Source organism: Kaistia sp. MMO-174 (assembly GCF_037147815.1).
In the GTDB taxonomy this organism is placed as follows: domain Bacteria; phylum Pseudomonadota; class Alphaproteobacteria; order Rhizobiales; family Kaistiaceae; genus Kaistia; species Kaistia nematophila.
The window spans coordinates 196,475-221,392 of sequence record NZ_JBBCUO010000002.1; the positions used below are offsets into that span (position 1 = coordinate 196,475).

Here is a 24,918-nt window from a genome sequence, read left to right on the forward strand (position 1 = left end):
CCCTTTCGAACGCAGACGGCGTACCATATGTATGGGCCTTCAAGCCCCGGGGAATCGGTCGAGCCGAGTGAGGTCGGCCGGGGCATCTCAAGGTAACCGTGGCAGTCCACTGCGCCGAAGGAAGATCATGAAAGATCCTATCGACCTCTACATGAACACGCTGGTGCCGATGGTGGTCGAGCAGACCAATCGCGGCGAGCGTGCTTACGACATTTATTCGCGACTGCTGAAGGAGCGGATCATCTTCGTCACGGGTCCCGTCGAGGACTACATGGCGACGCTGATCACCGCGCAGCTTCTCTTCCTCGAGGCCGAGAACCCGAAGAAAGAGATCGCGATGTACATCAACTCGCCGGGCGGCGTGGTTTCGTCGGGCCTGGCGATCTATGACACGATGCAGTTCATCAAGCCGGCCGTCTCGACGCTCTGCGTCGGCCAGGCGGCTTCGATGGGTTCGCTGCTCCTGACCGCCGGCGAGAAGGGCATGCGCTTCGCGCTCCCGAACGCCCGTGTCATGGTGCACCAGCCCTCCGGCGGCTATCAGGGCCAGGTGACGGACATCCTGATCCATGCCCGCGAGGTCGAGAGCCTGCGCAAGCGGCTCAACGAGATCTACGTGCATCACACCGGCCAGGACATGAAGACGGTTGAAGACGCGCTCGAGCGCGACAACTTCATGGTGGCCGAGCGCGCCGTCGAGTTTGGTCTGATCGACCAGGTTCTGACGAGCCGCGAGGCGCTCGATTCGATCAAGAAGGACTGATCGCATCGATCCGGACTAACCCTCCCGCCAAGCTGGGTCGGCTGTACGACGGCCGACCGCGACATTAAGTATCTGTTGATCATGTCGCGCTTAGCATGATTGGATCGCAATCGTAGGATTGCTTCCGTCGGAAGGGACACAAGGGTCCGATTTTCGACCACCGGTTCGAGCCAGGTCGGACCGGACGAGACATCGAAGAAGTCGTTTGGAGGTCCTAAGCCTGAACGACAGCGAGGTAGACGGATGAGCAAAGTCAGCGGAAGCGACACCAAGAATACGCTCTATTGCTCGTTTTGCGGCAAGAGCCAGCATGAGGTGCGCAAGCTGATCGCAGGTCCGACCGTGTTCATCTGCGATGAATGCGTCGAGCTCTGCATGGACATCATTCGCGAGGAATCGAAGTCCTCGCTGGTGAAATCGCGTGACGGCGTTCCGACGCCGCTCGAGATCTGCGCCGTTCTGGACGATTACGTGATCGGCCAGCGCCACGCCAAGCGCGTGCTCTCGGTCGCGGTCCACAACCACTACAAGCGGCTGAACCACGCGGCGAAGAACAACGACGTCGAGTTGTCCAAGTCGAACATCCTGCTGATCGGCCCGACCGGTTGCGGCAAGACGCTGCTCGCGCAGACGCTGGCCCGCATCCTCGACGTGCCCTTCACGATGGCCGACGCTACCACCCTGACCGAGGCCGGCTATGTCGGCGAGGACGTCGAGAACATCATCCTGAAGCTGCTGCAGTCGGCCGACTACAATGTCGAGCGGGCCCAGCGCGGCATCGTCTACATCGACGAAGTCGACAAGATCTCCCGCAAGTCCGACAACCCGTCGATCACGCGCGACGTGTCGGGCGAGGGCGTGCAGCAGGCGCTTCTGAAGATCATGGAAGGCACGGTTGCCTCCGTGCCGCCGCAGGGCGGCCGCAAGCATCCGCAGCAGGAGTTCCTGCAGGTCGACACCACGAACATCCTGTTCATCTGCGGTGGCGCTTTTGCAGGCCTCGAGAAGATCATCTCGGATCGCGGCCGGTCGACCTCGATCGGCTTCGGTGCGCGGGTCGCGGCGCCGGAAGATCGCCGCACCGGCGAGCTGTTCCGCAATGTCGAGCCCGAGGATCTGCTGAAGTTCGGCCTGATCCCGGAATTCGTCGGTCGTCTGCCGGTCCTGGCGACGCTCGAGGATCTCGACGAGCCGGCGCTGATCACCATCCTGACCGAGCCCAAGAACGCGCTCGTCAAGCAGTACCAGCGCCTGTTCGAGATGGAGAATGTCGAGCTGACCTTCCATCCGGACGCGCTTTCGGCGATCGCCCGCAAGGCCATCGAGCGCAAGACCGGCGCCCGCGGCCTCCGTTCGATCATGGAAGCGATCCTGCTCGAGACGATGTTCGACCTGCCGGGCCTCGATGGCGTGCAGGAAGTCGTCATCTCGGCCGAGGTGGTCGATGGTTCCGCCCGTCCGCTCTACATCTATGCCGAGCGGCAGGACGAAGTGGTGGCGAACGCCGGCGCGTAAGCGAAGGCTGCCATAGCGAGTTGAAAACGGCGGGGCTTGTCCCCGCCGTTTTTTTGTCCGTTTTCGGGCAGCATGATGAGGGTGTCCGAATGCCGATGAACTGGGCAAATCGGTTTGGCGCTCAGAGGTTTATCGGCGGTCGGCGCGTGCCGTGGAGCGGGACGGCCCTTCTGTCGTAAGGGACCCGACGAAAACCTGGATCCTGGAGACAGGAAGCGTGAGGCCGGCAACTTGACACCCCGATGGTGCAACGCCACCTAATGGACAACGCATTGCAAGATGCTCCGACCCCTGAGTCGATCCGCCGGCCATCCTTTTCTTGGCGGGCGGCTCATCTCCCAAGCCGAACGGTGCCAATTCTGGGCCGTACCCGGTTCGAAAGGAATGCCTCATGACAGCTGATACCAAGCGTTCGATCGGCCTCGAAGCGGGCGACGAACTCTATCCGGTCCTGCCGCTGCGTGACATCGTCGTGTTCCCGCATATGATCGTGCCGCTGTTTGTCGGGCGAGAGAAGTCGATCCGTGCGCTGGAAGAGGTGATGCGGGCGGACAAGCAGATCCTGCTGGCGACCCAGCAGAATGCCAGCGACGACGACCCGGCGCCCGACGCGATCTTCCCCGTCGGCACGCTCGCCAGCGTGCTGCAGCTCCTGAAGCTGCCGGACGGCACCGTGAAGGTTCTGGTCGAGGGCATCGCCCGCGCCGAGATCCAGCGCTACACCGACCATGAGGCCTATTATGAGGCCTATGCGAAGGTTCTCCCCGACGACTTTGGCGACAAGGTCGAGGTGGAGGCGCTCGCCCGCTCGGTCGTCACCGAGTTCGAGAATTATGTGAAGCTCAACAAGAAGGTCTCGCCCGAGGTCGTCGGCGCGGTCACGCAGATCGACGACTATTCGAAGCTGGCCGACACGGTTGCCTCGCACCTCGCCATCAAGATCCCGGAGAAGCAGGCGATCCTCGCCCTGCCGACCGTCGCCGGCCGCCTGGAGCGCGTGCTCGGCCTGATGGAGAGCGAGATCTCCGTGCTGCAGGTGGAAAAGCGCATCCGCTCCCGCGTCAAGCGGCAGATGGAGAAGACCCAGCGCGAGTACTATCTGAACGAGCAGATGAAGGCGATCCAGAAGGAGCTGGGCGACCAGGAGGACGGCAAGGACGAACTCGCCGAACTCGAGGAGCGCATCGCCAAGACCAAGCTGTCGAAGGAAGCCAACGAGAAGGCGATCGGCGAGCTGAAGAAGCTCCGCCAGATGTCGCCGATGTCGGCCGAGGCGACGGTGGTCCGCAACTACCTCGACTGGCTGCTCGGGATTCCGTGGGGCAAGCGCTCCAAGGTCAAGCACGACCTGCGTTTCGCGCAGGAGGTGCTCGACGCGGATCACTACAGCCTCGACAAGGTCAAGGACCGGATCATCGAGTACCTGGCCGTGCAGAGCCGCGCCAACACGCTGAAGGGGCCGATCCTCTGCCTCGTCGGCCCTCCGGGCGTCGGCAAGACCTCGCTCGCCCGCTCGATCGCCAAGGCGACCGGCCGTGAATATGTCCGCATGTCGCTCGGCGGCGTGCGCGACGAGGCCGAGATCCGTGGCCACCGGCGCACCTATATCGGCTCGATGCCCGGCAAGGTCATCCAGTCGATGAAGAAGGCGAAGAAGTCCAACCCGCTCTTCCTGCTCGACGAGATCGACAAGATGGGCCAGGACTTCCGCGGCGACCCGTCTTCGGCCCTGCTCGAGGTGCTGGATCCGGAGCAGAACAGCACGTTCAACGATCATTACCTCGAGGTCGACTACGACCTGTCGAACGTGATGTTCGTGACGACGGCCAACACGCTGAACATCCCCGGCCCGCTGATGGACCGTATGGAGATCATCCGCATCGCCGGATACACCGAGGATGAGAAGCTGGCGATCGCCCGGAACCACCTGTTGCCGAAGGTCGTGAAGAACCACGGCCTGCACGACAAGGAGTTCACGCTGGAGGACGAGGCGTTGCGCTTCGTCATCCGTCGCTACACGCGGGAGGCCGGTGTCCGGAGCCTGGAGCGCGAGCTGGCCACGCTGGCCCGCAAGGCGGTCAAGGACATCCTGCTGAAGAAGGTGAAGTCGGTCGATGTCACCGAGAAGGTCGTCGAGGAATACCTCGGCGTTCCGCATTATCGCTACGGCGAGGCGGAGCTCGAGGACCAGGTCGGCGTCGTGACGGGCCTCGCCTGGACGGAAGTCGGCGGCGAGATCCTGACCATCGAAGGCGTCATGATGCCCGGCAAGGGGCGCATGACCGTGACCGGCAACCTTCGCGACGTGATGAAGGAATCGATCTCCGCGGCGGCGTCCTATGTCCGCTCGCGTTCGGTCGATTTCGGTATCGAGCCGCCGCTGTTCGACCGGCGCGACATCCACGTGCACGTGCCGGAAGGCGCGACGCCCAAGGATGGCCCGTCGGCCGGTATCGCGATGGTGACGGCGATCGTCTCCACCATGACCGGCATCGCCGTCCGCAAGGATGTCGCCATGACGGGCGAGATCACCCTGCGTGGTCGCGTCCTGCCGATCGGTGGCCTGAAGGAGAAGCTGCTCGCGGCGCTGCGCGCCGGGATCAAGACCGTGATGATCCCCGAGGACAATGCCAAGGATCTCGCCGAGATCCCGGACAATGTGAAGAACGGCCTCGAGATCATTCCGGTCGCCCGGATGGACGATGTTCTGGCCCACGCCCTGGTGCGTCAGCCGGAGCCGATCACCTGGGATGAGAGCAAGGAAGTGGCGGACAAGACGGTCGTCGCACAGGACGATCCGGCATCGGCTCTGACCGCTCACTAACGGCGGAATCCCGCCAAAATGACGACGCCCGCCCCTTCGGCGGGCGTTTTCATGTGGTATTTCGACCAAATATCGATCAAAAGCGCGGAAATCCGCCAGTTTCGCTTGCCTTTGGGCCCATTTTCAGGGATTTCTCGCGCTCGGTCGGGGCTTGCGAATCGTCCCGGCTCAAGACCTGAGAAAGGATCATCCATGGCTAACAAGAACGATCTCATCGCCGCCGTCGCCGAGCGTACCGGCACGTCCAAGGCCGCCGCCGCGGAGGCTGTCGACGCAACGTTCGACGTGATCACGGCTGCCCTGAAGTCGGGTGACGAAGTCAAGATCATCGGCTTCGGCAATTTCAGCGTTGCATCGCGCGCCGCCAGCGAAGGCCGCAATCCGCGTACCGGCGAGACGATCCAGATCGCCGCTTCCAAGACGCCGAAGTTCAAGGCCGGCAAGGGCCTCAAGGACGCCGTCAACTAGGCCAAGTCGGGCTTATTGGGTTTCTACGGCCTTGCGCGGACAGCGTGAGGCCGTTTTATTTTGTGCGTGCGACCGAAAGCCCGACCTTCCGCCCTTGTAAGGGGGGCCGCTTTTCGCCTACACGTCACGCGCTGCAGGAAACTGCGGGCGGTTAGCTCAGTTGGTAGAGCGCCTCGTTTACACCGAGGATGTCGGGAGTTCGAGTCTCTCACCGCCCACCATGCTCCCCGCGCACCAGGCGCCGGGCCTGCACCCAAGCTTCCCCCATCGTGATATTCTTTTGCCGTCGTCGATCGCCGCACAGGCGTCGTCGTGGCCGTGCGCTCGCGCCCGGCTTTCCCGGCGATGCGCGGGGTCCACAGGAAGGGCAGGGTCGTTTTGGCGGAATTCCGCCGCTTTGAGCGGCGACCGTGGTTTTCCACAATACCGCTGGACAGCGTGCTTGACTTGGATAGGTCGGTACCGTACTTCAGCGCTCAACACGACGCGGCGACGAGCTGCGGCGGCCCCGGAAGGGGACCCCAGCGGGGGTGTAGCTCAGTTGGTTAGAGCGCCGGCCTGTCACGCCGGAGGTCGCGGGTTCGAGCCCCGTCACTCCCGCCATTTTTACCGACCATCGGATTGCATCTTGTCAATCTGCTTGGAATGCGGATCGAAGCCGCGCGGACCCGTCCGGTCAATTGGCGCTTCGTATCCACCTCAATGCGGTCATGGCCGCATTGCCCGAAAGGGGCACCCGCGGGGGTGTAGCTCAGTTGGTTAGAGCGCCGGCCTGTCACGCCGGAGGTCGCGGGTTCGAGCCCCGTCACTCCCGCCATTTTCTTCTTCTCCCAGACGATTTCCGGCACTGCACAGAGTGCGCGTACGGCAGGCATCCGGTGTTGGGTTCTGTCTTTGCGGCAATCGCGCCTGCGCGGCCGCCTGGCGCGCTGCAGGCCGTTTCAGGCTCTCCCCCGCGGGCTGTGCCGATCGGCCGCCAGCGACCCGCGCAGCGGGCGGAAGAGGGCGCTAAGGAGTGGCAGTCTCTCCCGGGGCCGGTGAGGCTAGCGCACCGTCTATCCCAGCCTCCCGCGCCTCGCCTGGCCCTCGCGGCGGTCCGCTGCATCCCTGGGTGAGGGCAGCCAGTTGCCCCACGCCGGGGATCGAGAGCCTTGCGTCGGCGCGGATGGCGTGGCGGGGGATCGAACTCGGGCATGGCGGATGCAATCGCCGGATCGGGCGTCGCCGCGTGCAGCACGATTCTCTGTTGTTGCGGTTCAAATCGGATGTCGGGAAGGCTCCGGGGCGCCATTACTTATGCTGCGACGCAGCGTCAATAAGATTAGGTCGGCCGACGTGACAAGTTTATCATTCGATTGCTGACAACGGTCACGAATGATTCGGGCTCGGTCGGCCTTTGAGGGGGTTCTCATGGAAACTCTACTGCCATTGATCATCCAGGTGGTCGCCGGCCTCATCGGCGGCAACGCGGCCGGCTCCGCGCTGAAGGAGCGGAGCCTGGGCACGACCGGCAACTCGATCGCCGGCGGCATCGGCGGCATCGTCCTCGGCCAGATCCTGCAGGCCGTCATGGGCGGCGGCGCGCCTGACGCGGGCGCGGCGATGGCCGGGCTGGACATCGGCAAGATCGTCACCGACATCGTCGGCGGCGGCGCGGGCGGCGCAATCCTGACCGCGATCGTCGGCATGCTGAAGAATCAGGTTTCCGGGGCGCGGTAGGCGCTCGTCCGGCACCCGGCGGCGCGTGCCATCCGAAGCGCTTGCGGACGGTCGATGGGGGCGATTCGCCCCCATTTTTTTATGAAAGTGAGCCTTATGGTGAATTGTCGGTTTTTGCCGATTTTGCCGCGCCTTCGGCCTGCTCCGCCGGGACATCTCGCCGCACACAAAATCGCTTTCATTCTTCCAGTTCTAATTTTTGCCGGTTTTCGGCGTCTGATGCGCTAGGTTGTTGTTCCGGGGCGCCGTCGGCGGCGGGCTTGGGGCTTGCCACGTCTGTTCGCCTCCGATAAGCCTCGCCTCATGTTTTCGACCGCCGCCCCGGCGGATCGCCGCGTTTCCCGCGGCCGGCCGATATCTTAGACGAGTGAAACGCTTGGCGGCCTATTGCGCCGCACCATCTCGGGCAGCGGCGCGGCTGCGCGAGAGGGAGCAACGGAGCCGGATACATGGAAGACCTGTTGCGCGAATACCTTCCAATTGTCGTGTTTCTCGGGATCGCCCTCGTGATCGGCCTTGCGCTGCTGATCTCGCCGTTCCTGGTCGCGTACCGGAACCCCGACCCCGAAAAGCTCTCGGCCTATGAGTGCGGCTTCAACGCCTTCGACGATGCGCGCATGAAGTTCGACGTGCGGTTCTACCTCGTCGCGATCCTGTTCATCATCTTCGATCTGGAAGTGGCCTTCCTGTTTCCGTGGGCGGTCGTGTTCGGCGATCTCGGCTGGTTTGGCTTCTGGTCGATGATGAGTTTCCTGGCCGTCCTCACCATCGGCTTCATTTACGAATGGAAGAAGGGAGCGCTCGAATGGGATTGAGCGGAACCTCTGGCACCCAGGTCGCGCAGCGGCCGAAGGGGCTTGTCGATGCGTCGGGCCGTCCGATCGGTCACGACGATCCCTTTTTCATGGAAGTCAACAATGAGCTGGCGGACAAGGGTTTCCTTGTCGCGGCTGCGGATGACCTGATCACCTGGGCCCGCACGGGCTCGCTGATGTGGATGCAGTTCGGCCTCGCCTGCTGCGCCGTCGAGATGATGCAGGTCTCGATGCCGCGCTACGACGTCGAGCGCTTCGGCTTCGCGCCCCGCGCCTCGCCGCGTCAGTCGGACGTGATGATTGTCGCCGGCACGCTCACCAACAAGATGGCCCCCGCGCTCCGCAAGGTCTACGACCAGATGCCGGAACCGCGCTATGTCATCTCGATGGGCAGCTGCGCCAATGGCGGCGGCTACTATCACTATTCCTATTCGGTCGTGCGCGGCTGCGATCGCGTCGTCCCGGTCGACATCTATGTTCCGGGCTGCCCGCCGACGGCCGAGGCGCTGCTCTATGGCGTTCTGCTCCTGCAGAAGAAGATCCGCCGCACCGGCACCATCGAGCGCTGAAGGTACAGCATGGAAGAGACCCTCAAAGAGCTCGGTGACTACCTCGTCGCGCAGCGTCCGGACGATGTGATCGCCTTCGAGGTCGCCTATGGCGAACTCACCGTCGGCATCCATCGCGACGCCATCCGCCATTTCGTCGATTGGCTGGCGCATGACGCCAATACCGGCTTCCTCAACATCACCGACGTCTGCGGTGTTGATTATCCGCAGCGCGAGATGCGCTTCGACGTCGTCTATCACCTGCTGAGCCCGACGCGGAACCTCCGCATCCGCCTCAAGGTCGAGACCGACGAAGTCACGCCGGTTCCCTCGATCACGCCGATCCTGCCGGGTGCGGACTGGTTTGAGCGCGAAGCCTACGATATGTATGGCATCCTGTTCATCGGTCACCCTGACCTTCGGCGTCTTCTCACCGATTATGGCTTCGAGGGGCATCCGCTCCGCAAGGACTTCCCGGTGTCGGGCTATGTCGAGGTTCGCTACGACGATCAGCAGAAGCGCGTCGTCTACGAGCCCGTCCGCCTGACGCAGGAATTCCGCGACTTTGACTTCCTCTCGCCGTGGGAAGGCACCGAATACGTGCTGCCGGGCGACGAGAAGGCCAAGGAAGCCCCCAAGCCTGAACAGAAGTCGAGCTGAGGCACGAGATGGCAGAAGCCCAGGTTCGTCCATTCAATATCAATTTCGGCCCCGAGCACCCCTCGGCGCACGGGGTGCTCCGCCTCGTGCTCGAGCTCGATGGCGAAATCGTCGATCGCGTCGATCCGCATATCGGCCTGCTGCATCGCGGCACCGAGAAGCTGATCGAGCAGAAGACCTATCTCCAGGCCGTGCCCTATTTCGATCGTCTCGACTATGTCGCGCCGATGAACCAGGAGCACGCCTTCGCGCTGGCCGTCGAGAAGCTCCTCGAGATCGAGGTGCCGAAGCGTGGCCAGCTGATCCGCGTCCTCTACTCCGAGATCGGTCGCATCCTGTCGCACATCCTGAATGTGACGACCTGGGCGATGGACTGTGGCGCGCTGACGCCGCCGCTCTGGGGTTTCGAGGAACGCGAAAAGCTCATGATCTTCTATGAGCGCGCGTCTGGCTCCCGCATGCATGCGGCCTATTTCCGTCCCGGCGGCGTCCACCAGGACATCCCCGAGCAGCTCGTTCGCGACATCGGCGATTTCTGCGATCCGTTCCTGAAGCGGCTCGACGATCTCGACCGCCTGGTCACCGGCAACCGCATCTTCAAGCAGCGTAACGTCGACATCGGCGTGCTGACGCAGGAAGAGGCGTGGAAGTGGGGCTATTCGGGCGTGCTGATCCGCGGCGCCGGCGCCGCGTGGGATCTGCGGCGGGCCCAGCCCTACGAGTGCTACTCGGAGCTGGAATTCGACATCGCAGTCGGCACGCATGGCGACAATTACGATCGCTACCTCGTCCGCATGGCCGAGATGCGCGAGGCGATCCGGATCATGAAGCAGTGCGTGAAGCGCCTGCTCGGCACCGAGAAGATCGGCCCGGTCTCCTACACCGACAACAAGATCGTGCCGCCGAAGCGCGGCGAGATGAAGCGCTCGATGGAAGCGCTCATCCATCACTTCAAGCTCTACACCGAGGGCTATCACGTGCCCGCCGGCGAGGTTTATGCAGCCGTCGAAGCGCCCAAGGGCGAGTTCGGCGTCTATCTGGTGGCGGATGGCTCGAACAAGCCGTACCGCTGCAAGATCCGCGCTCCCGGTTTCGCGCATCTCCAGTCGATGGACTTCCTGTGCAAGGGCCACATGCTTGCCGACGTCTCGGCGGTCCTTGGCTCCATCGACATCGTGTTCGGAGAGGTTGACCGCTAATGTCCGTACGTCGTCTCGCAGCCGAGCAACCCGCGAGCTTCGCGTTCTCCCCCGAGAACCTCGCCTGGGCCGAGAAGCAGGTTCAGAAGTTCCCGGAAGGCAAGCAGGCCTCCGCTGTTATCTCGATCCTGTGGCGCATTCAGGAGCAGGAAGGCTGGGTTTCCGAGCCGGCGATCCGCTGGGTCGGCGAGTTCCTCGACATGGCCTATATCCGCGTCCTGGAAGTCGCGACCTTCTACACCATGTTCCTGCTGGCTCCGGTCGGCAAGAAGGCGCACATCCAGGTATGCGGCACCACGCCCTGCATGTTGCGCGGCGCCAACAAGCTGATCGAGCGCTGCCGGGAGCGGATCCATCCGGAGCCGTTCCATGCGTCGGCGGACGGCAGCCTGTCGTGGGAAGAGGTCGAGTGCCTGGGCGCCTGCGTCAACGCCCCGATGCTGCAGATCGTCCCCGATACCTACGAGGATCTGACGGTCGAGACGCTGGACAAGCTGATCGACGACATCCAGGCCGGCCGGCCGATCAAGCCGGGCCCGCAGATCGAACGCCATCATTCGGCGCCGGTCGGCGGCTTCCGGGCGCTGACGACCCCCGAGCTCTATGATGGCTCCATGGTCGGGCAGGGCGCCGGTCTGGCCGCCGCGCGCGAGGCGATCGCCGCCCGCGAGGCCGCGGCCGCCGAGGCTGCACGCGCCGCCGCCAACCCCGCGCCTGCCGAGCCGCCCGCCGCCCCCGCCGTCAAGGCGCAGGGCGAGGCCGACAAGGACAAGGTTCCCACCCAGGTCAAGCAGACCGTGCCGGCTTCGGACCCCGCCGTCCGTCCGGACGCGGCCAAGAAAGAGTAGAGGAGCGGACGATGCTTTCGGACAAAGACCGCATCTTCACGAATATCTACGGTCATCACGACTGGGGCCTGCAGGGCGCGCTGAAGCGCGGCTCCTGGGATGGCACCAAGACCATCCTCGAGGCCGGACGCGACTGGATCATCGACCAGATGAAGGCCTCCGGCCTTCGTGGCCGTGGCGGCGCCGGTTTCCCGACTGGCCTGAAGTGGTCGTTCATGCCCAAGCAGAACGACGGTCGGCCGCACTACCTCGTCATCAACGCCGACGAGTCGGAGCCGGGCACCTGCAAGGATCGCGAGATCCTGCGCCACGACCCGCACCACCTCGTCGAAGGCGCGCTGATCGCCGGCTTCGCGATGGGCGCCCATGCGGCCTACATCTATGTCCGCGGCGAGTTCATCCGCGAGCGCGAGCATCTGCAGGCCGCGATCGACCAGGCCTATGAAGCCCGCCTCATCGGCAAGAACAACGTCCATGGCTGGGACATGGACATCTTCGTCGCCCACGGCGCCGGCGCCTATATCTGCGGCGAAGAGACCGCGCTGCTCGAGAGCCTCGAGGGCAAGAAGGGCCAGCCGCGCCTGAAGCCGCCGTTCCCGGCCAACGTCGGCCTCTATGGCTGTCCGACGACGGTCAACAACGTCGAGAGCATCGCGGTCGCCCCGACGATCCTGCGTCGCGGCCCGGCCTGGTTCTCGTCGATCGGTCGTCCGAATAATGTCGGCACCAAGCTGTTCGGTATCTCCGGCCACGTGAACACGCCCTGCATCGTCGAAGAGGCGATGGGCATTCCGTTCAAGGAACTGATCGAGAAGCATGGCGGCGGCGTCCGCGGCGGCTGGGACAATCTGAAGGCGATAATTCCGGGCGGCGCTTCCTGCCCGATCGTCCCGGCCGAGCAGTGCGAAGACCTGATCATGGACTTCGACGGCACGCGCGCCGTGAAGTCGAGCTTCGGCACCGCCGGCGTGCTCGTCATGGACAAGTCGACCGACGTCATCCGCGCCATCGCCCGCATCGCCTACTTCTTCAAGCATGAGAGCTGCGGCCAGTGCACGCCGTGCCGCGAAGGCACCGGCTGGATGTGGCGCGTGATCGACCGCATGGCGCGCGGCGAAGCCGAGAAGCGTGAAATCGACATGCTCCTGCAGGTCACGACCCAGGTCGAAGGCCACACGATCTGCGCGCTCGGCGATGCCGCCGCATGGCCTATCCAGGGCCTGATCCGGCATTTCCGGCATGAGATCGAGGAGCGCATCGACCTCTATTCCCGCAACCCCCGGCCGGTCGAACGGCAGATGATGGAAGCGGCGGAGTAAACCATGGCCAAGATCATCGTTGACGGCATCGAAGTCGACGTTCCGCCGGACTACACGCTGCTGCAGGCGGCGGAAGCCGCGGGCGCCGAGGTGCCGCGCTTCTGTTTCCACGAGCGTCTGTCGATCGCCGGCAATTGCCGCATGTGCCTCGTCGAGGTGAAGGGCGGTCCGCCGAAGCCGACCGCTTCCTGCGCCATGAACGTGCGCGACCTGCGTCCGGGCCCGAACGGTGAGCCGCCGGTCATGCTCACCAAGTCGCCGATGGTGAAGAAGGCACGCGAAGGCGTGATGGAGTTCCTGCTGATCAACCATCCGCTCGATTGCCCGATCTGCGATCAGGGCGGCGAGTGCGATCTGCAGGACCAGGCCATGGCGTATGGCGTGGACAAGAACCGCTTCTCCGAGAACAAGCGCGCCGTCGAAGACAAGTATATCGGCCCGCTCGTGAAGACGGTGATGAACCGCTGCATCCATTGCACGCGCTGCGTCCGCTTCACCACGGAAGTCGCCGGCATTTCCGAGCTCGGCCTGATCGGCCGCGGCGAGGACGCCGAGATCACCACCTATCTCGAGAAGGCGCTCTCCTCGGAGCTGCAGGGCAACGTCATCGACCTCTGCCCGGTCGGCGCGCTGACCTCACGTCCCTTCGCCTTCACGGCGCGTCCGTGGGAACTGGCCAAGACCGAGTCGATCGACGTCATGGACGCCGTCGGCTCGAACATCCGCGTCGACACGCGCGGTCGTGAGGTCATGCGCGTGCTGCCCCGTCTCAACGAGGCGGTCAACGAGGAATGGATCTCGGACAAGACGCGCTTCATCTGGGATGGCCTGCGCACGCAGCGCCTCGACCGCCCGTATCTGCGCGTCGACGGTCGCCTGAAGCCGGCCAGCTGGGCCGAGGCTTTCGCCGCGATCGCCGACCGCGTGAACGCGACCTCGGCTTCGAAGATCGGCGCCATCGCCGGTGATCTGGCTGCCGTCGAAGAACTCTACGCCCTGAAGGCGCTGATCGGCTCGCTCGGTTCGGCCAATCTCGACGCCCGCCAGGACGGCGCGAAGCTCGATCCGGCGTTCGGCCGCGCGAGCTACGTGTTCAACCCGACCATCGCCGGCATCGAGCAGGCCGACGTGATCCTGATCGTCGGCGCCAATCCTCGCAAGGAAGCGTCGGTCCTCAACGCCCGCATCCGCAAGCGCTGGCGCGCCGGCAATGTGCGCATCGGCGTCGTCGGCGAGCACGTCGACCTGACCTACCCGCACGATTACCTCGGCGCCGGCCCCGAGACGCTGGCCGAGATCGCCGCCGGCAAGGGCTCGTTCGGCGAGGCGCTCGCCGCCGCGAAGCGGCCGATCGTCATCGTCGGGCAGGGCGCTCTTGCCCGTGACGACGGCAAGGCGGTTCTGGCGACGGCTGCCGCCATCGCCACGGCTCCCGGCCGTGACGAGGGCTGGAACGGCCTCGGCATCCTGCACACCGCCGCTTCGCGCGTCGGCGCGCTCGACGTCGGCTTCGTGCCGGCGGAAGGCGGGCTGGACGTCGCCGGCATGGTCGCTGCCGCAGGGCAGGGCGCGCTCGACGTACTCTTCCTGCTCGGCGCCGACGAGATCGACACCTCCGCGCTCGGCTCTGCCTTCGTCGTCTATATCGGCACCCATGGCGACGCGGGCGCTCACCGCGCCGACGTCATCCTGCCGGCCGCCGCCTACACCGAGAAGTCCGGCACCTTCGTCAACACCGAAGGCCGCGTGCAGATCGCCAACCGGGCCGGTTTCCCGCCCGGCGACGCGCGCGAGGACTGGGCGATCCTTCGCGCCCTCTCCGACGTGCTCGGCCATCGGCTGCCGTTCGACTCGCTCGGCGAGCTGCGAAAGGCGCTCTATGCGGCGCATCCGCACCTGGCGGCGATCGACACGGTCCGCGCCGGCGACCTCGCCGACGTGGCGGCGCTCGCTTCGGCCGGCGGTTCGCTCGGCTGGGCGGCCTTCGCCAATCCGATCTCTGATTTCTACCTGACCAACCCGATCGCTCGCGCGTCTGCCATCATGGCGGAATGCTCGGCGCTCGCGGCCGGCCAGCTTGCCGCTGCTGCGGAGTGAGGCGGGAATGAACGGCTTCGTCGAAAACTACCTCATCCCGGGCGCGATCATTGTCGGGCAGAGCCTGCTCGTGCTCGTGCTGCTGCTGGTCTTCATCGCCTATGTGCTGCTGGCCGACCGCAAGATCTGGGCTGCCGTCCAGATGCGTCGCGGCCCCAACGTCGTCGGCGCCTTCGGCCTGTTCCAGTCCTTCGCCGACCTTCTGAAGTTCGTCCTGAAGGAACCCGTCATTCCGTCGGGCGCCAACAAGGGCATCTTCCTGCTGGCGCCGCTCGTCACCGTGACGCTGGCGCTCGCCGGCTGGGCGGTGATCCCGTTCAACGCGGGCTGGGTGGTCGCCAACATCAATGTCGGCATCCTCTACCTGCTGGCGATCTCGTCGCTCGGCGTCTATGGCGTGATCATGGGCGGCTGGGCTTCGAACTCGAAGTATCCGTTCCTGTCGTCGCTGCGCGCCGCGGCGCAGATGGTGTCCTACGAAGTGTCGATCGGCTTCGTGCTGATCACCGTGCTGCTCTGCGTCGGCTCTCTCAACATCTCGGATGTCGTGCTGTCGCAGCAGTCGGGCCTCGGCACCAAGCTTGGCCTGCCGGGCAGCTTCCTCGACTGGTACTGGCTGCCGCTGCTGCCGATGTTCGTCATCTTCTTCGTCTCGGCGCTGGCGGAAACCAACCGTCCGCCCTTCGACCTGGTCGAGGCGGAGTCGGAGCTCGTCGCCGGCTTCATGTCGGAATATGGCTCGACGCCGTACATGATGTTCATGCTCGGCGAGTATGCCTCGATCTGCCTGATGTGCGCGCTGACGACGATCCTGTTCCTCGGAGGCTGGCTGCCGCCGGTGAACGTGGCGCCCTTCACCTGGGTTCCGGGCATCGTCTGGTTCGTGCTCAAGGGCACCTTGGTCTTCTTCATGTTCGCCATGGCGAAGGCCATCGTACCGCGCTACCGCTATGATCAGCTGATGCGGCTGGGCTGGAAGGTGTTCCTGCCGATCTCGCTTGGCATGGTCGTGCTCGTGGCCGTTGTTCTGCAGACCATGGGATGGGCACCGTGATGCGCCTCGACCAGACCGCCAAGTCGCTGTTCCTGTCGGAGTTCGTCTCCGCCTTCTTCCTCGCCATGCGCTATTTCTTCGCTCCGAAGAAGACGCTGAACTACCCGTTCGAGAAGGGCGCGCTCAGCCCGCGCTTCCGTGGCGAGCATGCGCTTCGCCGCTACCCGAACGGCGAGGAGCGCTGCATCGCGTGCAAGCTGTGCGAGGCCATCTGCCCGGCGCAGGCGATCACCATCGAGGCCGGTCCGCGCCGCAACGACGGCACCCGCCGCACGACGCGCTACGACATCGACATGGTGAAGTGCATCTATTGCGGCTTCTGCCAGGAAGCCTGCCCCGTCGACGCCATCGTCGAGGGACCGAACTTTGAATTCGCGACGGAGACGCGCGAGGAGCTCTACTACGACAAGGAGAAGCTTCTCGCGAATGGCGACCGGTGGGAGCGCGAGATCGCGCAGAATATCAGCATGGACGCGCCCTACCGCTAGGCGGGGTGTGGTTACGACGCAATTCTGGAGGGATGCCGCGGCTCGCCGCGCTGTCCGAGGGCACGGATCATGATCCTGCATACCATTTTCTTCTATCTGTTCTCGGGCATCACCATCGCCTCCGCGCTGATGGTGATCTCGTCCCGTAATCCCGTGCACTCCGTGCTCTTCCTGATCCTCGCCTTCTTCAACGCGGCCGGGCTCTTCGTGATGCTCGGCGCCGAGTTCCTGGCGATGCTGCTGGTCGTTGTCTATGTCGGCGCGGTCGCGGTGCTCTTCCTCTTCGTCGTCATGATGCTCGACGTCGACTTCACGGAGCTGCGGCAGGGCTTCCTGCAGTATCTGCCGGTCGGCGGCCTGATCGGCGTCGTGCTGCTGGCGGAACTGCTGATCGTCCTCAGCGGCTGGGCCTTCGCGCCCAACGTGGCGGGCAACGCCGTGCAGCCGATCCCCGACATGAGCCAGGTCACCAATACGGCGGCGATCGGGCGGCTGCTTTACACCCACTACATCTACTTCTTCCAGATCGCCGGCTTCGTGCTGCTGGTGGCCATGATCGGCGCCATCGTGCTGACGCTCCGCCACAAGCCGCGGGTCAAGCGCCAGGTCATCGCCGACCAGGTCGCGCGGTCTCAGAAGATCGAGCTGCGTCCCGTTGAACCCGGCAAGGGCATCTGAGCGAGAGACGAGGAAAACACCATGGCAATCGGTCTCTCCCATTATCTGTCCGTCGCGGCGATCCTGTTCACGATCGGCGTGTTCGGCATCTTCCTGAACCGGAAGAACGTGATCGTCATCCTGATGTCGGTCGAACTGATCCTTCTCTCCGTGAACCTGAACTTCGTCGCGTTCTCGTCCTTCCTGGGCGACCTCGTGGGGCAGGTCTTCGCGATCCTGGTACTGACCGTCGCGGCCGCTGAATCGGCCATCGGCCTTGCCATCCTCGTCGTCTACTTCCGCAACCGCGGCTCGATCGCGGTGGAAGACATCAACATGATGAAGGGCTGAGGCCAGCCATGTATTCAGCCATCGTCTTTCTTCCCCTTCTCGGCGCCATCCTTGCCGGCATCATCGCGCTCAGCGGCAGCTACGCCGCCGCCATGGTCGGCGCGCCCAAGGACGGCTCGGACGACCATGCGGGTCATGGCCATGACCACGCGCACCACGATCACGACGGCCATGGTCACGACGATCACGGCCATGACGACCACGGCCATGACCACCATCACGCTTCCGCGCCGGGCTCCCGTCCGGCCGAGCTGATCACCACCGGCCTGCTGTTCGTCTCCGCCATCCTGTCGTGGATCGCGTTCCTGACGATCGGCTCGCCGGAAGGCGAGGCGGTCCGCGTGAAGGTCCTGCCCTGGGTCACCTCGGGCACGCTGTCCTTCGACTGGGCGCTGCGCGTCGACACGCTGACCGCCATGATGCTCGTCGTCGTCACCTCGGTGTCGTCGCTCGTCCATCTCTACTCGATCGGCTACATGAGCCATGACGAGCACCGGCCGCGCTTCTTCGCGTATCTGTCGCTCTTCACCTTCGCCATGCTGATGCTGGTGACGTCGGACAACCTGTTCCAGATGTTCTTCGGCTGGGAAGGCGTGGGTCTCGCCTCGTATCTGCTGATCGGCTTCTGGTTCAAGCGTCCGGCCGCCAACGCCGCCGCCATGAAGGCGTTCGTCGTCAACCGCGTCGGCGACTTCGGCTTCGCGCTCGGCATCTTCTCGATCTTCGTGATGTTCGGCTCGGTCGAGTTCGAGACGATCTTCGCCAATACCGGCAGCGTCGCCGGCCAGACGATCCACTTCCTGTCGTGGGACCTGGATGCGCTGACCGTCATCTGCATCCTTCTGTTCATCGGCGCGATGGGCAAGTCGGCGCAGTTCCTGCTGCACACCTGGCTGCCGGATGCGATGGAGGGCCCGACGCCGGTCTCCGCGCTCATCCACGCCGCCACCATGGTGACCGCCGGCGTGTTCATGGTCGCGCGCATGTCGCCGCTGTTCGACCTGGCGCCGACGGCGCTGACGGTCGTCACCTTCTTCGGCGCGACGACGGCGTTCTTCGCCGCCACCGTCGGCCTGGTGCAGAACGACATCAAGCGCGTCATCGCCTACTCGACCTGTTCGCAGCTCGGCTACATGTTCGTCGCGCTCGGCGTCGGCGCCTATGGCGCGGGCGTGTTCCACCTGTTCACGCACGCCTTCTTCAAGGCGCTGCTGTTCCTCGGCGCCGGCTCGGTCATCCATGCCGTCTCGGGCCAGCAGGACATGCGTCACATGGGCGGCCTGCGGAAGCAGATCCCCTTGACCTACTGGACGATGATCATCGGCACGCTGGCGCTGACCGGCTTCCCGCTGACCGCCGGCTACTACTCGAAGGACGCGATCATCGAGAGCGCCTTCGTCGGTCACAACGCCTTCTCGGGCTACGCCTTCGTCCTGACGGTGGCCGCCGCCCTGATGACCTCGTTCTACTCCTGGCGCCTGATCTTCCTGACCTTCCACGGCAAGCCGCGCGCTTCGGCCGAGGTCATGAGCCACGTGCACGAGTCGCCGCCGGTCATGACCGTGCCGCTGCTGCTGCTGTCGGTCGGTGCGCTGTTCGCCGGCATGGTCTTCGCCAACCAGTTCATCGGTGAAGGCTATGGTGAGTTCTGGAAGGGTGCGCTGTTCACCAACCCGGACAACCACATCCTGCATGAGATGCACGGCGTGCCGTCGCTCGTGAAGTACTCGCCCTTCATCGTGATGGTGATCGGCCTGCTGATTGCCTACTACTTCTACATCCGGTCGCCGGAAACGCCGAAGCGCCTCGCGGCCGAGCAGCCGGTGCTGTACCGGTTCCTGCTGCACAAGTGGTACTTCGACGAGATCTACGACTTCCTGTTCGTCCGCCCGGCCCGTTGGCTCGGCCGCTTCCTCTGGAAGAAGGGCGACGGGATGGTCATCGACGGGCTCGGGCCCGACGGTATCTCGGCGCGCGTCATCGACGTCACCAACCGGGTGATCCGGCTGCAGTCCGGCTACATGTACCACTATGCCTTTGCCATGCTGATCGGCGTTGCTGCGCTGGTCACCTGGATGATGTTCGCGGGTTGAGGGGTTTTAGATGACTGACTGGCCGATCCTCTCGACCGTTACCTTCCTGCCAACGGTCGGCGCACTCCTGCTTCTGCTCGTCCGCGGCGATGACGCCGCGGCGCGGCGCAACGTCTACTGGATCTCGCTCTGGACCACGCTCGTCACCTTCGTGGTGTCGCTGCTGATCTGGAAGGACTTCGACAATTCGAGCGCCGGCTTCCAGTTCGTCGAGCGCGCCGACTGGCTCGGCGGCAAGATCTCCTATTCGATGGGCGTCGACGGCATCTCGATGCTGTTCGTCATCCTGACGACCTTCCTGATGCCCTTCTGCATCGTGGCGTCGAAGTACTCCGTGAAGTTCCGCTTCAAGGAATACATGCTGGCGTTCCTGCTGCTCGAGACGCTGATGATCGGCGTGTTCTGCGCCACTGATCTGCTTCTCTTCTACGTCTTCTTCGAAGGCGGCCTGATCCCGATGTTCCTGATCATCGGCATCTGGGGCGGACAGCGGCGCGTCTATGCGGCGTTCAAGTTCTTCCTCTACACGCTGCTCGGCTCGGTGCTGATGCTGCTCGCCATCATGGCGATGTACTGGCAGGCTGGCACGACCGACATCCCGACGCTGCTCGACCACCAGTTCCCTGCCTCGATGCAGACCTGGCTGTGGCTCGCCTTCTTCGCCTCCTTCGCGGTGAAGATGCCGATGTGGCCGGTGCACACCTGGTTGCCGGACGCACACGTCGAGGCGCCGACGGCCGGCTCGGTCATCCTGGCGGGCGTGCTGCTGAAGATGGGCGGCTACGGCTTCCTGCGCTTCTCGCTGCCGATGTTCCCGATCGCCTCGGCCGATTTCGCGCCGATCATCTACACGCTGTCGGTCGTCGCCATCATCTATACCTCGCTGGTGGCGCTCGTTCAGGCGGACATGAAGAAGCTGATCGCGTATTCGTCGGTCGCCCACATGGGCTATGTGACGATGGGCATCTTCACGATGAACGCCCAGGGCGTCGAAGGCGCGATCTTCCAGATGCTGTCGCACGGCATCGTCTCGGGCGCGCTCTTCCTCTGCGTCGGCGTCATCTATGACCGCATGCACACCCGCGAGATCGCGGCCTATGGCGGCCTGGTCAACCGGATGCCGTTCTACGCGGCCGTGTTCCTCGTCTTCACGATGGCGAATGTCGGCCTTCCGGGCACCAGCGGCTTCGTCGGTGAGTTCATGGTCCTGATCGGCGTCTTCCGCGCCAACACCTGGGTTGCCGCCTTCGCCACCACCGGCGTCATCCTGTCGGCCAGCTACGGCCTGTGGCTCTACCGCAAGGTGATCATGGGCGCGCTGGAGAAGGCGAACCTCAAGTCGATCTTCGACCTGTCTCGTCGCGAGATCGCCATTCTCGTCCCGCTGGTCGTGCTGACCATCTTCTTCGGCGTCTATCCGACCCCGGTCTTCAACGTGACCGGTCAGGCGGTGGACAAGCTGATTACCAACTATCAGGCCGCGCTTTCCGCTGCCGGCAAGCTCGCGCTGGCGGCGCAGTGAGGGAACACGGATAGATCATGATGGACCTCGCTACGTTCCCCTCGCTCATGCCGTTCCTGCCGGAACTCGTTCTGGCAGGTGGCGCTCTTGTGCTGCTGATGATCGGCGCCTTCGGCGGCGAGCGGACCACTTCGCTCGTCACCACGCTCGCCATGCTGCTGGTTCTGGTCGCGGCTCTCGTGCTGATCTTTAAGGCCGAGGACGGTGTCACCTTCAATGGCGCCTTCGTGCTGGATCCGTTCGCCCGCTTCATGAAGCTGCTGGCGCTTATCGGCTCCGGCTTCGCGATCCTGCTGTCGACCGGCTACACGAAGCAGGAGAAGATCGCCCGCTTCGAGTATCCGGTGCTGATCCTGCTCGCGACGCTCGGCATGATGCTGATGATCTCGGCGAATGACCTGATCGCGCTCTATCTCGGCCTCGAGCTGCAGTCGCTCGCGCTCTATGTCGTCGCGGCCAGCAACCGGGAATCCGTCAAGTCGACCGAGGCGGGCCTGAAGTACTTCGTGCTCGGCGCACTCTCGTCCGGCATGCTGCTCTACGGCATCTCGCTGATCTACGGCTTCACCGGTCATACCCAGTTCCCGGGCGTCGCCGCGGCGCTCGGCGGCGGTTCGATCTCGGTCGGCGTCGTGTTCGGCCTGGTGTTCGTGATCGCCGGCCTTGCCTTCAAGGTCTCGGCCGTGCCGTTCCACATGTGGACGCCGGACGTCTATGAAGGCGCTCCGACCTCGGTGACGGCGTTCTTCGCCGCTGCGCCGAAAGCGGCGGCGATGGCCCTGTTCGTCCGCGTGCTCGTCGGCGCGCTCGGTCCGGCGGCGTCGGACTGGCAGCAGGTCATCACCTTCATCGCCATCGCCTCTATGATCCTCGGTGCCTTCGCTGCGATTGGCCAGCGCAACATCAAGCGCCTGATGGCCTATTCCTCCATCGGCCACATGGGTTTCGCGCTCGTCGGCCTCGCCGCCGGCACGGAGGCCGGCGTGCAGGGTGTCCTGATTTACATGGCGATCTACGTCGCCATGACGCTCGGCGCCTTCGCGGTCATCCTGTTCATGCGCCGCCAGGGGCAAGCGGTCGAGCAGATCAGCGATCTCGCCGGCTTGTCGCGCACCCATCCGGTGGTGGCCTTCATCTTCGCGATGATCCTGTTCTCGCTGGCGGGTATCCCGCCGCTGGCCGGCTTCTTCGCCAAGTTCTACGTCTTCCTGGCGGCGATCGAGGCTCACCTCTACATCCTGTCGGTGATCGGCGTGCTCTCCAGCGTCGTGGGCGCCTACTATTATCTCCGCGTCGTCAAGATCATGTATTTCGACGAGCCGGCGGGCGCCTTCGAGCCGATGTCGGGCGAGCTTCGTCTCGTGCTCGGCCTGTCCGGGCTGTTCGTGATGCTCTTCGTTTTCGTCGCCGGCCCGCTCGGCTCGGCGGCGACGGTCGCAGCCAAGACCTTCTTCTGATTTGATGGAGTTCAAGCTCGGCCGGGCCTCCGCAGAGAACCACTACCGCCTCAGGACTTTCGAGACGGTCGGTTCGACGAATGCGGAGGCGATGGCAGCCGCGCGCGCCGGGGATCCCGGCGCGTGCTGGTTCGTTTCCGCGCATCAGACGCAGGGCAGGGGCCGTCGCGGCAGTCACTGGGTGACGCCGGTCGGCAACATGGCGGCGAGCCTGCTGGTCGTCGTTCCCAATCACCCGGCCACGGCCGCGACGCTCGGCTTCGTCGCGGGTCTCGCCCTGGACGAGGCGCTGCGCTCGGTGGCGCCGGACCTGATGCTGCGAATCGGGCTCGATGGCGTTGAGGGAGTAGGTCCCGCCGGTCGCCGCGATCGTCTTCGCCTCAAATGGCCGAATGACGTTCTCCTCGACGGCGCCAAGCTAGCGGGTATTCTTCTGGAAGCTGAGCCGATTCCCGGCGATCGCCTCGCGGTTGTGATCGGGATCGGCGTGAATGTCGTCGCCGCGCCGGAGGGCTTGCCCTATCCTGCAACGGCACTGGCGGAACTGGGAGTCGGCATCGACGCGGCTCGTGTGTTCGAGGCGCTTTCCGATGCCTGGGCGAGCGTGGCTCGGGTCTGGAATGACGGTCGCGGCTTCAAGGCGGTGAGACGGCTTTGGCTCGATCGCGCCGCCGGTCTCGGCGAGACGGTCGCCGTGCGGATCGGCGAGCAGGTGTTTTCCGGGGTCTTCGAGACGATCGACGATGAAGGTCGGCTCGTCATCCGTTCCCCGGATGGTTTGGTTCGGACGATCGCCGCGGGCGAGGTCCATTTCGGTACAGTGGCGACGTCGAGGCAATGAGCGCAAAAAAAGCAGCTACGGACGACTTCGTCTTCCTTCCCCTGGGTGGCGTTGGCGAGATCGGCATGAACTTGTCGCTCTATGGCTATGGTCCGTCCAATCGCCGGCGCTGGATCTGCGTCGATTTCGGCGTCAGCTTCGCCGGCCCGGACCTGCCGGGCGTGGACCTGGTCCTGCCGGATATCCGCTACATGGTGGAAGAGCGCGACTTCATTGACGCGATCATCATCACCCATGCGCATGAAGACCATTTCGGCGCCCTGCTCGACCTCTGGCCGCAGCTGCATGTGCCGGTCTATGCGAGCGCCTTCACGGCCGGCCTGCTGAACGCCAAGCGCGCGGCGCAGCCCGGCGCGCCGGAGATCCCGGTCACCATCGTCTCGCCGGGCGAGCACGTGACGATCGGCGATTTCGATGTCGAGTTCATCGCCGTCGCCCACTCGATCCTCGAGCCGATGGCGCTGGCAATCCGCACGCCGCTCGGCACCGTGGTCCATACTGGCGACTGGAAGCTCGATCCCGAGCCGGTGATCGGCCCGGTCACCGATGCCGCCCGCTTCGCCGAAATCGGTGACGAAGGCGTGCTGGCGCTCGTCTGTGATTCGACCAACGCCATGCGCGACGGCCGCAGCCCGAGCGAGACCGAGGTCGGCCAGTCGCTGGCCGAGATCGTCAAGGAAGCCACCGGTCGCGTCGCCTTCACGACCTTCGCGTCGAATGTCGGCCGCATCAAGTCGATCGCGCTCGCCGCGCAGGCGGCGGATCGTCAGGTCGTGGTCGTCGGTCGCGCCCTGCGCCGGGCGATCGATGTGGCGACCGAGCTCGGCTACATGGAGGGGCTGCCGCCCTTCCTCGACGAGGAATCCTACGGCTATCTGCCGCGCTCCAAGGTCGTCGCCATCCTGACCGGCAGCCAGGGCGAGCCGCGCGCAGCGCTCGCCAGGATCGCCGAGGACGAGCACAAGTTCGTCGGGCTGTCGCCGGGCGACACCGTCGTGTTCTCGGCGCGGCCGATTCCCGGCAACGAGAAGGCGATCGGCAACATCATCAACCAGCTCTGCGACCAGGGCATCATCGTGCTGACGGACCGCGATCGGCTGGTGCATGTATCCGGCCATCCGCGCCGCGACGAACTCGCCGAGATGTATGGCTGGGTTCGACCCGAGATCGCGATTCCCGTCCATGGCGAGGCGATGCATCTCTGGGCCCATGCGGCCTTCGCCCGCGACATGGGCGTCAAGCAGGTCATGCTGACGGAGAACGGCAACATCGTTCGCCTGGCGCCTGGCGCCGCCGAGGAGATCGACGACGTTCCGGTCGGCCGCCTCTACAAGGACGGCATCATCATCGCCGACGAGGATTCGGTCGGCGTGCCGGAGCGGCGCAAGCTCGGCTTCGCCGGGCATGTCGCCGTATCGGTCGTCCTCGACGGGAAGGGCAGCGTGGCCGTCGATCCGGAGATCGCCCTGACGGGCCTGCCGATCCACGGCGTCTCCGGCCATCCGTTCGAAGAGACGGTGATGACGGCGGTTCTCGGCACGATCGAGAGCATTCCGCGCGCCCGGCGGCGCGATCCCGATCTGGTCCGCGAGGCGATTCGTCGCTCCGTCCGCGCCGCCGTTCGGCAGGCTTGGGGCAAAAAGCCACTTTGCACTGTCTTCGTCGCGATCGTATGACGCC

The 24,918-nt window shown here is 64.6% G+C and carries 21 protein-coding genes and 3 tRNA genes; all 24 read left to right on the forward strand.

Annotated elements, in window-relative coordinates; translation table 11 throughout:
- Positions 1-127 precede the first annotated feature (127 nt).
- The 24 genes from WFK98_RS06905 to WFK98_RS07020 all read left to right on the forward strand — a co-directional run bounded on the left by WFK98_RS06905 (position 128) and on the right by WFK98_RS07020 (position 24,914).
- Entirely contained in the window at positions 128-763 is a 636-nt protein-coding gene (locus tag WFK98_RS06905) for an ATP-dependent Clp protease proteolytic subunit (protein WP_266340046.1), read from the forward strand.
- Between the two features lie 243 nt (positions 764-1,006).
- Positions 1,007-2,278, forward strand: coding sequence for an ATP-dependent Clp protease ATP-binding subunit ClpX (gene clpX, locus WFK98_RS06910; RefSeq protein WP_266340047.1), 1,272 nt, complete (start codon positions 1,007-1,009; stop codon positions 2,276-2,278).
- Between the two features lie 391 nt (positions 2,279-2,669).
- Positions 2,670-5,102, forward strand: coding sequence for an endopeptidase La (gene lon / locus WFK98_RS06915; protein WP_266340048.1), 2,433 nt, complete (start codon positions 2,670-2,672; stop codon positions 5,100-5,102).
- A gap of 192 nt (positions 5,103-5,294) precedes the next feature.
- Positions 5,295-5,570 (forward strand): HU family DNA-binding protein, encoded by a 276-nt coding sequence (locus tag WFK98_RS06920; RefSeq protein WP_266340049.1) that lies wholly within the window; start codon positions 5,295-5,297, stop codon positions 5,568-5,570.
- Between the two features lie 145 nt (positions 5,571-5,715).
- A tRNA-Val gene (locus WFK98_RS06925) sits at positions 5,716-5,791 on the forward strand.
- Positions 5,792-6,096: 305 nt separating this feature from the next.
- Positions 6,097-6,173: transfer RNA gene (locus tag WFK98_RS06930), tRNA-Asp, on the forward strand.
- A gap of 137 nt (positions 6,174-6,310) precedes the next feature.
- Positions 6,311-6,387, forward strand: a tRNA-Asp gene (locus WFK98_RS06935).
- A 593-nt stretch (positions 6,388-6,980) separates the two neighbouring features.
- Positions 6,981-7,289 (forward strand): hypothetical protein, encoded by a 309-nt coding sequence (locus tag WFK98_RS06940; protein ID WP_266340050.1) that lies wholly within the window; start codon positions 6,981-6,983, stop codon positions 7,287-7,289.
- A gap of 449 nt (positions 7,290-7,738) precedes the next feature.
- The gene (locus tag WFK98_RS06945) at positions 7,739-8,104 is read left to right on the forward strand and encodes an NADH-quinone oxidoreductase subunit A (RefSeq protein WP_266331905.1); all 366 of its coding nucleotides are present in this window, start codon (positions 7,739-7,741) and stop codon (positions 8,102-8,104) included.
- The gene (locus WFK98_RS06950; protein WP_442907379.1) at positions 8,074-8,673 is read left to right on the forward strand and encodes a NuoB/complex I 20 kDa subunit family protein; all 600 of its coding nucleotides are present in this window, start codon (positions 8,074-8,076) and stop codon (positions 8,671-8,673) included. The genes WFK98_RS06945 and WFK98_RS06950 overlap by 31 nt, the downstream gene beginning before the upstream one ends.
- A gap of 9 nt (positions 8,674-8,682) precedes the next feature.
- Entirely contained in the window at positions 8,683-9,312 is a 630-nt protein-coding gene (locus WFK98_RS06955; protein WP_266340052.1) for an NADH-quinone oxidoreductase subunit C, read from the forward strand.
- 8 nt (positions 9,313-9,320) lie between these two features.
- Positions 9,321-10,511 (forward strand): NADH-quinone oxidoreductase subunit D, encoded by a 1,191-nt coding sequence (locus tag WFK98_RS06960; RefSeq protein ID WP_266340053.1) that lies wholly within the window; start codon positions 9,321-9,323, stop codon positions 10,509-10,511.
- Positions 10,511-11,359 (forward strand): NADH-quinone oxidoreductase subunit NuoE, encoded by an 849-nt coding sequence (nuoE, locus tag WFK98_RS06965; RefSeq protein WP_266340054.1) that lies wholly within the window; start codon positions 10,511-10,513, stop codon positions 11,357-11,359. Before WFK98_RS06960 ends, nuoE begins: the two co-directional genes overlap by 1 nt.
- Positions 11,360-11,370: 11 nt before the next feature.
- The gene (nuoF, locus tag WFK98_RS06970) at positions 11,371-12,678 is read left to right on the forward strand and encodes an NADH-quinone oxidoreductase subunit NuoF (RefSeq protein ID WP_336799742.1); all 1,308 of its coding nucleotides are present in this window, start codon (positions 11,371-11,373) and stop codon (positions 12,676-12,678) included.
- Between the two features lie 3 nt (positions 12,679-12,681).
- A complete protein-coding gene (gene nuoG, locus WFK98_RS06975; RefSeq protein ID WP_336799743.1) occupies positions 12,682-14,775 on the forward strand; it encodes an NADH-quinone oxidoreductase subunit NuoG in 2,094 nt (697 codons plus the stop codon).
- 7 nt (positions 14,776-14,782) lie between these two features.
- Positions 14,783-15,829 carry an NADH-quinone oxidoreductase subunit NuoH gene (gene nuoH / locus WFK98_RS06980; protein ID WP_266340057.1) on the forward strand — a complete coding sequence of 349 codons (1,047 nt, stop codon included), beginning with the start codon at positions 14,783-14,785 and terminating at the stop codon, positions 15,827-15,829.
- Complete coding sequence (gene nuoI, locus WFK98_RS06985) at positions 15,829-16,317, forward strand: NADH-quinone oxidoreductase subunit NuoI (RefSeq protein ID WP_266340152.1); 489 nt, start codon at positions 15,829-15,831, stop codon at positions 16,315-16,317. Before nuoH ends, nuoI begins: the two co-directional genes overlap by 1 nt.
- A gap of 69 nt (positions 16,318-16,386) precedes the next feature.
- On the forward strand, positions 16,387-16,995 hold the full coding sequence (locus WFK98_RS06990; protein WP_266340058.1) for an NADH-quinone oxidoreductase subunit J: 609 nt from the start codon (positions 16,387-16,389) through the stop codon (positions 16,993-16,995).
- 21 nt (positions 16,996-17,016) lie between these two features.
- Positions 17,017-17,325 (forward strand): NADH-quinone oxidoreductase subunit NuoK, encoded by a 309-nt coding sequence (gene nuoK, locus WFK98_RS06995; RefSeq protein WP_266340059.1) that lies wholly within the window; start codon positions 17,017-17,019, stop codon positions 17,323-17,325.
- 8 nt (positions 17,326-17,333) lie between these two features.
- Positions 17,334-19,418, forward strand: coding sequence for an NADH-quinone oxidoreductase subunit L (nuoL, locus tag WFK98_RS07000; protein ID WP_336799744.1), 2,085 nt, complete (start codon positions 17,334-17,336; stop codon positions 19,416-19,418).
- Between the two features lie 10 nt (positions 19,419-19,428).
- On the forward strand, positions 19,429-20,940 hold the full coding sequence (locus WFK98_RS07005; protein ID WP_266340061.1) for an NADH-quinone oxidoreductase subunit M: 1,512 nt from the start codon (positions 19,429-19,431) through the stop codon (positions 20,938-20,940).
- A gap of 17 nt (positions 20,941-20,957) precedes the next feature.
- Positions 20,958-22,397, forward strand: coding sequence for an NADH-quinone oxidoreductase subunit NuoN (gene nuoN, locus WFK98_RS07010; RefSeq protein WP_442907380.1), 1,440 nt, complete (start codon positions 20,958-20,960; stop codon positions 22,395-22,397).
- A gap of 4 nt (positions 22,398-22,401) precedes the next feature.
- The gene (locus WFK98_RS07015) at positions 22,402-23,238 is read left to right on the forward strand and encodes a biotin--[acetyl-CoA-carboxylase] ligase (RefSeq protein ID WP_266340062.1); all 837 of its coding nucleotides are present in this window, start codon (positions 22,402-22,404) and stop codon (positions 23,236-23,238) included.
- Positions 23,235-24,914 (forward strand): ribonuclease J, encoded by a 1,680-nt coding sequence (locus WFK98_RS07020; RefSeq protein WP_266340063.1) that lies wholly within the window; start codon positions 23,235-23,237, stop codon positions 24,912-24,914. The genes WFK98_RS07015 and WFK98_RS07020 overlap by 4 nt, the downstream gene beginning before the upstream one ends.
- Positions 24,915-24,918: the final 4 nt, after the last annotated feature.

Bases quoted from the DNA above. Each gene is read 5' to 3' on its own strand.
- WFK98_RS06905 (WP_266340046.1), top strand. From the start codon at position 128: ATGAAAGATCCTATCGACCTCTACATGAACACGCTGGTGCCGATGGTG.
- clpX (WP_266340047.1), top strand. From the start codon at position 1,007: ATGAGCAAAGTCAGCGGAAGCGACACCAAGAATACGCTCTATTGCTCG.
- lon (WP_266340048.1), top strand. From the start codon at position 2,670: ATGACAGCTGATACCAAGCGTTCGATCGGCCTCGAAGCGGGCGACGAA.
- WFK98_RS06920 (WP_266340049.1), top strand. From the start codon at position 5,295: ATGGCTAACAAGAACGATCTCATCGCCGCCGTCGCCGAGCGTACCGGC.
- WFK98_RS06940 (WP_266340050.1), top strand. From the start codon at position 6,981: ATGGAAACTCTACTGCCATTGATCATCCAGGTGGTCGCCGGCCTCATC.
- WFK98_RS06945 (WP_266331905.1), top strand. From the start codon at position 7,739: ATGGAAGACCTGTTGCGCGAATACCTTCCAATTGTCGTGTTTCTCGGG.
- WFK98_RS06950 (WP_442907379.1), top strand. From the start codon at position 8,074: ATGGAAGAAGGGAGCGCTCGAATGGGATTGAGCGGAACCTCTGGCACC.
- WFK98_RS06955 (WP_266340052.1), top strand. From the start codon at position 8,683: ATGGAAGAGACCCTCAAAGAGCTCGGTGACTACCTCGTCGCGCAGCGT.
- WFK98_RS06960 (WP_266340053.1), top strand. From the start codon at position 9,321: ATGGCAGAAGCCCAGGTTCGTCCATTCAATATCAATTTCGGCCCCGAG.
- nuoE (WP_266340054.1), top strand. From the start codon at position 10,511: ATGTCCGTACGTCGTCTCGCAGCCGAGCAACCCGCGAGCTTCGCGTTC.
- nuoF (WP_336799742.1), top strand. From the start codon at position 11,371: ATGCTTTCGGACAAAGACCGCATCTTCACGAATATCTACGGTCATCAC.
- nuoG (WP_336799743.1), top strand. From the start codon at position 12,682: ATGGCCAAGATCATCGTTGACGGCATCGAAGTCGACGTTCCGCCGGAC.
- nuoH (WP_266340057.1), top strand. From the start codon at position 14,783: ATGAACGGCTTCGTCGAAAACTACCTCATCCCGGGCGCGATCATTGTC.
- nuoI (WP_266340152.1), top strand. From the start codon at position 15,829: ATGCGCCTCGACCAGACCGCCAAGTCGCTGTTCCTGTCGGAGTTCGTC.
- WFK98_RS06990 (WP_266340058.1), top strand. From the start codon at position 16,387: ATGATCCTGCATACCATTTTCTTCTATCTGTTCTCGGGCATCACCATC.
- nuoK (WP_266340059.1), top strand. From the start codon at position 17,017: ATGGCAATCGGTCTCTCCCATTATCTGTCCGTCGCGGCGATCCTGTTC.
- nuoL (WP_336799744.1), top strand. From the start codon at position 17,334: ATGTATTCAGCCATCGTCTTTCTTCCCCTTCTCGGCGCCATCCTTGCC.
- WFK98_RS07005 (WP_266340061.1), top strand. From the start codon at position 19,429: ATGACTGACTGGCCGATCCTCTCGACCGTTACCTTCCTGCCAACGGTC.
- nuoN (WP_442907380.1), top strand. From the start codon at position 20,958: ATGATGGACCTCGCTACGTTCCCCTCGCTCATGCCGTTCCTGCCGGAA.
- WFK98_RS07015 (WP_266340062.1), top strand. From the start codon at position 22,402: ATGGAGTTCAAGCTCGGCCGGGCCTCCGCAGAGAACCACTACCGCCTC.
- WFK98_RS07020 (WP_266340063.1), top strand. From the start codon at position 23,235: ATGAGCGCAAAAAAAGCAGCTACGGACGACTTCGTCTTCCTTCCCCTG.